Source organism: Deltaproteobacteria bacterium (assembly GCA_028818775.1).
Lineage (GTDB): Bacteria > Desulfobacterota > Binatia > UBA9968 > JAJDTQ01 > JAJDTQ01.
Window position 1 is genome coordinate 1 of record JAPPNE010000083.1, and the last position, 8,924, is coordinate 8,924.

Consider the following 8,924-nt stretch of genomic DNA (forward strand, 5'->3'; position numbering starts at 1 on the left):
ACGACATCGCCCTTGGCGCCACCTTGCAAATCAATGATGTGGGTAATTGAAAGCTTCAACGAACGAATACACTCATAACTCATAGCCCGGCCCACCCGTGTCCCTCATTTGTGTCGTCTACCTACACATCGGTTCAACGCGACCGAGCCGGGGGCTAGTCGTTCCGCGGCAAGATGAACTCGCGATTGGAATCGTAAGCGACAGCAATTTCCTCGCCAGTGGGAGCTTGGCGAAGAAGGTCACAAACACGGTCAATCGGCGGAAGGCCACCGAGGCTGTCTTCGGGCTCCGGGCCCCCCAAAATCGACGGCCGGCAATACTCTTCGAGAGCGGCGCGTCGCACCCTTTCGATCTTTCCGTTGAGGTCTGGAGCACGCGGCCGGATGGGCCGGAACTTGATGCTCCACTGCTGAACGCGGTCCTGTATCCGATTGGCGAAGAACTCCTGATCCCGGTCTGTCTGGATATGTTGAATGGGAGACGGTATTCCTCGACGACCTGATCGACGAAGGTCAGCGTCGAAACGGCGGTTTTGCGCGGAAAACACGCCGACCACTGTGGATGGTGTCCAGCGAGAGGCGGATGTCGTGTAGGCGACGAAGCTCATTCCGCGGGCGCTTGATCCCGAGTCGACGGTCCTGCGCAACGAAACGATGAGGTCTTGCTCGGCAGGCTGAGAGTTCAACAGCTTGGACAGGGCTCAATCAATTCGTGGGCGGCAACGTAGTGCCAAGGCAGCCAGTACCGGCGACCGTCGATGACGACCTGTTCATATGTGATGTAGCCTTGATGGCTCAGCAACAAATTTTCGAAACCAAGGGCGTCCGGATCATAAACAGTAGTGTCACCGGGTTGCCTTTCATAGGTCTTGATGTCTGTGCCGGGTTTACCCGCTGCGAGATCAAGGGCCTTGAGGCAATTGATTGGTTCGCAATCCCGAGTGGCATTCAATATTCGGTTCACCTTTTCGAGCGTAAACTTCTTCAAATACCGGCCATGACGCGCACATTCTGAAAATTCTGACACGGCGCCAAATACAAATTCAATGGAGTGCTCTCCCACCACCATGGGCATGCGCAGGTAATCATCCGTGTTGGGCAGTCCGGCATCGGCATTTCTGAGCAGCCAAATCAGAATGGAATAGAACTGTTGCAGGCAATGCCCGGTATTGTCCGGCACACCGTGGACTATAGGATCGGATATGTCCTCGAGTACCTTCTGATCCCACGCGTAACGCTTGTTATCGCCGATAAAGAAACATCCAGCATCCAGAACGACGACCATGTTTGGCCAAAGGCCGTTAGGGCATTCCGCCAAGTGCTCTTCAATTATTTCGACCATCTGCTCCCACCGTAGAGCGCGCTCATAGGAAAACACAACACCGAATCGTCGATTTAGGCCTGCCTCCATAGTGAAACTTCCCATTTGCCGCCTTATTGGACGCGTTGGCCTAATGCTCTTGAAATGTTGGATATGGGTCAAACCGCTCCTAAGCTCCTTTTTCGTGAGTCTCGACTTTACCTGTATCGTTCCAAGCACGGATTCTACAGGATAGTATTCCAATGTGTTCTTGAATCGTTTCAATACTATTGAATCGGTCGCATTGGTAAAGAGAATATCAAGCTCTGGACTTATGTGTCCTGACGGAGACACCATTCGCGTGCTGGTGGATGGAACGTGTATGCTCTTCGGCAACAAGCCGTGGCTGGTGAAGAAGTGCCTCAGTATCTCCTCACGCTGATCGCCCTTGTCGCGTGGATGCTTGATCGCTTTTGAGCGTTCGTAGCTGTCCTGTAGCGCTCGTTGCAGGCTACGCAGCTCCTCTTCAAGACCGTGAAACTCCATCTCCTTCGCGCGTGCGGCGATGGCCTCATCGGTTAATTGGCGCAACCACGCTAGCCTCTGTTGTCCTTCAGCCAAGTGGTCTTTCTTTCGTTTACCCATTCTTGAATTTTCCTTCGGCACAACACTACGCGTATCCGCACCTCGGTCTACTTGGACGAAGGCGTTTCGCGTTCACCCGTGTTCTCCAGGTCCGAGTGTGCCGGACAGTGGTAGCCGTTGTGATGCGAAAGACGAGCCATATCGGGGTTCGGACTGACACGGGGCAGCACCTAGAAATTGCCGTAACTGTCGGCGAGCATCCGGGTGTGGAAGTTCGCACGCATGGGGGAAAGTTGGGATGCTCCAGAATCCCTGAAATCGTCTCGGCGGGCGAAGTCGGTAGCGGGGCAGATCAGATCCGAAGGCTTGAGGGCGTCGCCCAGCCCGCCGTCGACGCCAGCACAAACAGGTCAACCCTCCCAATTCTCCAGTGGCCCATACGGGAGACCTCCAACCCTTCGCCGGGCTCGTCACAAAGTTCTCGGGCGCTTCCGGATTCCGTGTGGGTAGCGCTTCCGCCGAGGGGTGGTGCTGGCCCCGCTTTAGCCGTCTTTGACCCCGGCACAGACCTGCCCCGGGTGCCTTCACGGCTGCGAAAGGACCCGACTTGGCTCACTCGCCGGAGAACGCTGGCCGGAAGCCCGCTTCCGGCCATAGGTGCCGTTCAGCCGGCGCGAGCACCGAGTCACCCGAAGGGCCGAAGCGAAGCGGAGGAGGCGCGTAGCGCCGTGACTCGGTGTGAGCAGAGGCTACGCCACCCACACGAAATCCTGAAGACCCAGTTCTCCTTGTGCGCCCAACAGAGGAACTGGTCACGCCTTCAAGCTTTGCGCTCCGGCCGAGCGAAACGAAACTGCTCCCGCAGACGGGCGACGTCGATGCTTCCCCAGCATCGCGCGGTCAACTGCGCGCCCTTCGGCGGAAATGCCCCGTGGATCACCTTGATGCCCCTGGTGTCGAGAAACTCCGCCACCGGCACAAAGTCACGGTCGGATGAAACCAGCACGGCGATGTCATAGTTGTCGGCCCAGGCGAGGCTGATCATATCGGTCGCCATGCGGACATCCACGCCTTTCTCCTCGGTCCCGCGCATGTCGGCGCCGCAGGCGGGGCATTGTGCTACAGCCTCATGGCAGACGGGGCATGCCGGCGGCGAACGTTTCTTCTGCCGCGGCACTATGGATACGCTCACTCCGGGAAACGTGTCCACCACTGTAGTTGCCCATCGGTGGAGTTTCCGGTCCGAATACCGCGCCGGGTCGTGAGAGCCGTAGAAATTCAGTCCCTGATACTCGGCCGTCGCGGCCGCGTCGACTACCGCGGCCGCGGCGTGCGACAGCACCGGCCCAAGTTTCATCCAATCCGTGCGGAACGCCTCGTCGGTTTCCCTCATCAAGAGCGTATAGTTCCAGAAGTCGACGAACACCCTGACACGGTGGCGTCCGCCCTGTATCGGATCGTTATCGGACATGTCGCGCTGAACAAAAAATACAGGGACGCACGAGGCGTCCCTGGGGTCACGATGATCGGACCCCGTATCTCCCGGTTCGGGCGGTGGTCCGATGGGTTGTATTGCATTGCAATATACGCCCTGACGGCCGGTTTTGCAACCCGGCACGCGGAAGTCAGAGACGCCCTTGATGGAGGGAGACTCCAGCGAAAATTTACCGCGACGGTGTCCTCGCACAGCATGGTCGCCACCTAGGCGGGAGGGCGCGAGCGACCGGAGTGGCGCCGTGTATCCACTCGGCTTTCCCTAGAAGCTCCGGGCGATGTGTGGTGATCATTTCCCCGTGAATAAGCCGGGGATCTAGCGCGGCATTTCCGTCAACCGCCTTTTGAGGGCGGCCAAATCCAGTCCCGTCTCGCGCTGGATGCGTCGAAGCGTGCTTTTGGCAGTTGCCTGGACTTTGCGGGTTCCGAAAGGCTCGTGCGGTTGTCCCTGGAGCGATAGCACGGCCTTCAAGAGGTTCGACCAGCTCTGCCCGGACGTCCTCCTGATCTCGCGTATACGGGCGTCGGTGTCCTCGCCGGAGGCATTGTAGGGCACCGCGCGGCCGCCGGCGTGGATCGTTCGCCTATCCAGTATCCGTATGGGTTGCCCGCGAAGGATCGTTTCGAGGTCGCGTCCGGGATCGGTGACGCAATCCGGTGGGGTACACACCGGATCGTTGCGGAAGAAGAGATCCCATGCGGCTTGGCGAACGGCCTCTTCCAGTTCGTGATAGGGGTGCTGCTGTTCCGTCAGCATACCCGCCCAGAAGGGCATATAGCAGAGTTTCCAGCCGGCCGTGAAGTACTCGGGATCCCAAGGATGACCCCAGACGTGGCGAACACCGTACCCGGAGCCACTTTTCAGAGGGCATCCTGTATACTTCGTCCAGGCTTGTTGGGCTTTCGAGTTGTCGCCCAGTTTGACACTCTGTCCGTTCCAAGTGCTGTAGGCGCCCTTGTCTAGCTTTGGATGGTGCTCTCGGCTAGTACGAGCCCGGCCTGGAAAGTACGGCGTTCTCTGGCGAACACTATCCGGGTGGACGAAGTAGGAGTGCTCGAATGCGGCTTGGACAATAGTTGTACCACCGCTCCGAAGATAGCCTTCCAGTGCTTCGACCGGCGAAGTGATCGCGTCAACGTGGATGCGGGTTCCGACCATAACGAGATGTCAGCGCAACGTGTGTCTGATGGCTAAGCTATCGAGGCATGTCCTACCCAAAGGCCGACCGCCGAGCAAGTCTTTGCCGTTGTGGGCCCGGCATCATTGCAACCGCCGAACACTCACCTGGTCCGTGAGCTTCTTGCCGCCCATACCGGCAACACGGCCCACCGTCACTTTCACCTCCAGGGCGATCAAGGTCGGCTTCTGAGCGTGCGCGGACGCGCCAACGAACAGGCCGGGTGCCCCGCGCAACAAGGCGAACCGGGGCGAACTGCGGTTGCGCGATTCAAAGACCAGAGCGAGGATCGTGCATCTGGGCGATCCCGCCATTGCGGTGCTGCGCGGCATACAGCGTAGGGAGGACAGACCTTGGGTGATTCCCGCCTTGAAACGTGGAACCCATCTAGCCTTCCTGCACGGACCGTGGCGCCTCATCCTGGAGCGCACGGGCATCAAGAACCTGCGCATCCACGACCTGCGGCATTCCGTCGCCAGCGGCGGCTTGTTGGTCGGCGAGGGTCTGCACATGATTGGGAAGCTGCTCGGTCACAACAAGGTCCAGACAACCGCCAGGTACGCCCATCTCGCCAACGGTCCCATCAAGTCCGCCGCCAACCGCATTGCAAGCAGGATCGCTGACATCGCGGGGTGATGGCAGTTCAATCGCAACCCCGGAGACAGGCTAATCGGATCTTCAGGATTTCGTATGGATGGATGGCCTTTGCTCCCACCGGGGTCAAGGCACCGCGCAGCCGCCGCTTCGCTTCCGATGCCCAAGGCGCGTAAAAGGGCCGACGCAATCACGCCTCCGGTATCAATCCACACGTTGGACAGCGTACAAACACCTCTGAGGTAGGTCCAGGTTTGTCGCCAACGTGGGACCACCTCGCATCTTGACGGTGCGGCAAGTCCCAGATACCATTCCCTGAAACGATGAGAGCCGCCCAGGGGGAACGGCTCCTTCACGTCTGGTGAACACACAGAGACATGATGCCGCAACCAGCCACCGTCCCGTTTTCGGGCGCTCGGATGTCATTTTCGACCTGACCAGTTTCACATACGAAGGACAAGAGGAGTACGAGTCCATCCGATTGGTGAGGTCATGAGTCAACGCTTGGCTATACACTACGACTGGGATCCCGGAAGCGGCATAGATCTTCGCCACCTGGGCGAATCCCTCCTGGGCATAGAGAGGATCGTGTCTGTTGGACTCTTCGGGGTTGAGAACGGGAGGTTTCCGAGGGGGCGAGAGCAGTCCCCTTTCGCAATTCGAGTGACTGGAGCACAACCGGGTTCAATTGAACTCGAAACCGTAATGCACGTTGGGGAAGTCCTGGGTCTATTTGCTCTGATTCAAGAGGAAACGCGAAGCGTTCTGTCAAGCTGGGTCATGTGGGTTTTGAACAGGGTCGCTGGCCGCGATAACGAAGCCGCGGTCCGTTTCGACAGATTCCTGGAGTTTCTTCGACTCGTAGAGAGAAACCGGCACAGGGAAGCCCTGGCGATAACGCGTGCTATTGAAAACATGGATATAGAACGACTGCGTTCCTTCGCCCGAGACGCAGTGTCCCCCGTGGGGCGGTCCTGTAGCGGAATTGGCCTTTCTGAGTTTAGGGGTACAACGGATAGGGAGATAATTGACGAGTCGCTGGCGAGGGAGATACGCCGCGAGAGTAGAATCTACACAGGCCAGGATGCAATGACGGTTCGAGTCGATGGGTTTTCACACCACGACCGCAGGCTCAGGATAGAAGATCCAGAAGAACCGGGCAGGTTTATCTCGGCAGAGATCGTCGACCCTGATTTCTCTGAACTGTCCAATATCTATCTGGAAGCGGCTGCGAGACGCGAGTACCTGACGATAGTAGCAGACGTAACTTACCGCGCTAGACGAATCGTAAAGCTTTGTATCCTGTCTGCCAATGGTCCGTTCAAGGAGATACCTAAGTGAGTGAGAGTGCCTACCGCTTCGCGTGCTTTTGGAACTTCCCTCCTGGGCTTTCGTTATAGTTTCACGACCGTGTCCTCACATCTTTACGACAGCGCTCCAGCATATTGGTCCACCAGGGGCCAATTCGAACGCGATCTTCCTTCCGCGGCAGGGACACTTAGGCCTGCGATAGTGAAGTTGTGGGAACGGATCAGATGGGGCTGAACGCCGCGGAGGTGAAGATGCGCAAACGAAAGTGGCCAGTTGTTTTGGGATTGGTGCTTACGGGGCTGTGGGTTCTGGTGCCGACGGCGATTCTGTTTTACGAGGCTGGTGGGCACTTTCGGTCCATGGACCCCAATCAGTGGGGCGATTTCCTGTCTGGCATCGCAGCACCCCCCGCACTACTCTGGCTGGTGATCGGGTACTTCCAGCATGGGAAAGAAATCGAGTTGCAGCAAGAAGAGCTGCGGCGCCAAGTGCAGGAAACGGCCCATCTTGTGGCGCAATCCGAAAGGCATGCGGAAGCAACGGAAGAACTTGTCCAGATAACGCGAACGAATCAGGAAGCCGAGAAGTTGCACCAACTACATGAGAGTTCTCCGAAGTTCGAACTCGTTGAAATCGTTATAGGAAAGGAGACATGCGAGGCCATCATGATAAATCTTGGTGGAGCCGCGCATAAGGTCAAAACGCAACATGCTGCAGAATTGCCCCAAGTAGACTGTCGCTTCGCGTCAACTCTCAAGAATGGGGATCAGGGCACGGTGGTGATTCACGGCATCCCTACTGGGTCAACCGCCGCGCCAGTCCGTTTCTCTCTACAATGCTTCGATGTTCGAGGCTATGAGCACTTCTTCCAGTTTGAACTCCAGCTATTCCGCGAAGAAAGCCGCTGCACTCTGCACCAAGTTACCCACGCGGCCTTTGAACATTTCACGGAACCGATTACCGACAAGGATGGAACAGTGGCGCATGAGCCTCGTACTCGGATGGTCCCGCTCCCTGGCTCTATCTGATTCGGAGTCAGGAGTTCTGTGTTTCGATCTCGGACGGGGCAACCACGCGAAAGTGCAGGGTGCCTCCCTCGGTTATTGCTTTGAGCAGCTCTCTGCGGCACCAACGCTGATGCCAGGACTCACAACCCGGCGCATCCGTGTCGCTTCACGCAACGGAATCTCGAACCTTGATGCCTCTTCTTGCGTAGACGCGCGGGGCTAGAGAAGTTTGACGGCGGCGACGATCAGGCCGCCCTGGGCGATCTTGACAGTCGTCCCGGTGGCGAATATTCTGGGAGAACCGTTACAAGTTCATGACGCGAGGACCCGTCATGGAACTCAGCCGGCACGGCAGAAGATCAGGGACCGGCCAAAGGACAGGGAGGACGTCATGAAATCAGCCGTATTGCGGATTTTCGCCCTTATGTGCCTGATCGGGACGCTGTTGGCGCCCGGCGTGCTCCACGCCCAGGCCAAGCGCGCCATCACCCAGATCACCGGCGATCTCTACCGCTTCCAGAACAACTTCCATTACTCCGTCTTCCTGGTGACGCCGGACGGCGTGATCGTCACGGATCCCATCAACGCGGAGGCGGCCAGATGGCTCAAGGCCGAGATCGCCAAGCGGTTCGACCGGCCCATCAAGTACCTGATCCTCAGCCACGATCACCGCGACCACAGCGCCGGCGGCGAGGTCTTCGCGGACACCGCGACGGTAATCGCCCACGAGAAAGCGAAAGCCGTGATCATCGCCGAACGCCGCCCGACCGCCGTGCCCGACATCACGTTCTCGGACCGCATGACGGTGGAGCTGGGAGGCAAGCGGGTCGAACTCATCTACACGGGGCGCAACCACTCGGACAACTCGATCGTCATGCTGTTCCCGGACGAGCGCACTCTTTTCGCCGTCGACTTCGTGTCGGTCAAGCGCCTGCCCTTCCGCAACCTCTCCGATTCCTACTACCCTGACTGGATCGACTCGTTGCGGCGTGTCGAGGAGCTCGACTTCGACATCCTGGCGCCCGGTCACGGGGCCATGGGCATGAAGCGGGACGTCCGCGATCATCGCCGGTACCACGAGGACCTGTACAACGCCGTCGTGGCCGCCGCGCGCGCGGGGCAGAGCCTGGAGCAAATGAAGGCGTCGATCACCCTCGACCAGTACAAGGATTGGGGTTCCTACGCCGATTGGCGCAAGCTCAACATCGAAGGGGTCTACGCCCGCGTCGTACTGCAACGACGGGGAAACTGAGCGCACCGTCCGTTCGACTGCAAGCGAGGGGCTTGGGGACTGACCGCAAGCCCTCTACGTCCCCATCTCCCATCCGACCGGCATGGGACAAGGACACCGCGGACACTCCAGGGGCCGCGGCCGCATGCCTGGCCCGGTCGTGTCCTCTTCGGTCAGCCGCTCCGGTCTACATCGGGTAGACCGTCCCGTTCCCGCACAGATGCC

Annotated in this window: 8 protein-coding genes and 1 pseudogene; 4 read left to right on the forward strand and 5 right to left on the reverse strand. The window is 58.6% G+C overall.

Translation table 11 applies throughout. The features are described 5' to 3' along the window. Positions 1-316: 316 nt before the first annotated feature. The 5 genes and pseudogenes from OXU42_09810 to OXU42_09830 form a co-directional block, all read right to left on the reverse strand. Positions 317-638: pseudogene (locus OXU42_09810) on the reverse strand (hypothetical protein). 43 nt (positions 639-681) lie between these two features. Beyond that, on the reverse strand, positions 682-1,944 hold the full coding sequence (locus OXU42_09815; GenBank protein MDE0029680.1) for a hypothetical protein: 1,263 nt from the start codon (positions 1,942-1,944) through the stop codon (positions 682-684). A gap of 760 nt (positions 1,945-2,704) precedes the next feature. Next, positions 2,705-3,355 (reverse strand): NYN domain-containing protein, encoded by a 651-nt coding sequence (locus OXU42_09820; protein ID MDE0029681.1) that lies wholly within the window; start codon positions 3,353-3,355, stop codon positions 2,705-2,707. Between the two features lie 339 nt (positions 3,356-3,694). Next, on the reverse strand, positions 3,695-4,135 hold the full coding sequence (locus tag OXU42_09825; protein MDE0029682.1) for a hypothetical protein: 441 nt from the start codon (positions 4,133-4,135) through the stop codon (positions 3,695-3,697). Between the two features lie 504 nt (positions 4,136-4,639). Beyond that, on the reverse strand, positions 4,640-4,870 hold the full coding sequence (locus OXU42_09830) for a hypothetical protein (GenBank protein MDE0029683.1): 231 nt from the start codon (positions 4,868-4,870) through the stop codon (positions 4,640-4,642). Between the two features lie 4 nt (positions 4,871-4,874). Between OXU42_09830 and OXU42_09835 the strand changes: the two genes are divergently transcribed. The 4 genes from OXU42_09835 to OXU42_09850 all read left to right on the forward strand — a co-directional run bounded on the left by OXU42_09835 (position 4,875) and on the right by OXU42_09850 (position 8,720). Continuing rightward, positions 4,875-5,192, forward strand: coding sequence for a tyrosine-type recombinase/integrase (locus OXU42_09835; protein ID MDE0029684.1), 318 nt, complete (start codon positions 4,875-4,877; stop codon positions 5,190-5,192). Between the two features lie 462 nt (positions 5,193-5,654). Continuing rightward, a complete protein-coding gene (locus OXU42_09840) occupies positions 5,655-6,491 on the forward strand; it encodes a hypothetical protein (protein ID MDE0029685.1) in 837 nt (278 codons plus the stop codon). Positions 6,492-6,712: 221 nt separating this feature from the next. Further along, complete coding sequence (locus OXU42_09845; GenBank protein MDE0029686.1) at positions 6,713-7,489, forward strand: hypothetical protein; 777 nt, start codon at positions 6,713-6,715, stop codon at positions 7,487-7,489. Between the two features lie 370 nt (positions 7,490-7,859). Continuing rightward, positions 7,860-8,720: an MBL fold metallo-hydrolase gene (locus tag OXU42_09850; protein MDE0029687.1), complete on the forward strand. Its 861-nt coding sequence runs from the start codon at positions 7,860-7,862 to the stop codon at positions 8,718-8,720. Positions 8,721-8,924: the final 204 nt, after the last annotated feature.

Excerpts from the sequence above, each read along its gene's own strand:
- OXU42_09815 (MDE0029680.1), bottom strand. The coding sequence starts at position 1,944 with ATGGGTAAACGAAAGAAAGACCACTTGGCTGAAGGACAACAGAGGCTA.
- OXU42_09820 (MDE0029681.1), bottom strand. The coding sequence starts at position 3,355 with ATGTCCGATAACGATCCGATACAGGGCGGACGCCACCGTGTCAGGGTG.
- OXU42_09825 (MDE0029682.1), bottom strand. The coding sequence starts at position 4,135 with ATGCTGACGGAACAGCAGCACCCCTATCACGAACTGGAAGAGGCCGTT.
- OXU42_09830 (MDE0029683.1), bottom strand. The coding sequence starts at position 4,870 with ATGGCGGGATCGCCCAGATGCACGATCCTCGCTCTGGTCTTTGAATCG.
- OXU42_09845 (MDE0029686.1), top strand. The coding sequence starts at position 6,713 with ATGCGCAAACGAAAGTGGCCAGTTGTTTTGGGATTGGTGCTTACGGGG.
- OXU42_09850 (MDE0029687.1), top strand. The coding sequence starts at position 7,860 with ATGAAATCAGCCGTATTGCGGATTTTCGCCCTTATGTGCCTGATCGGG.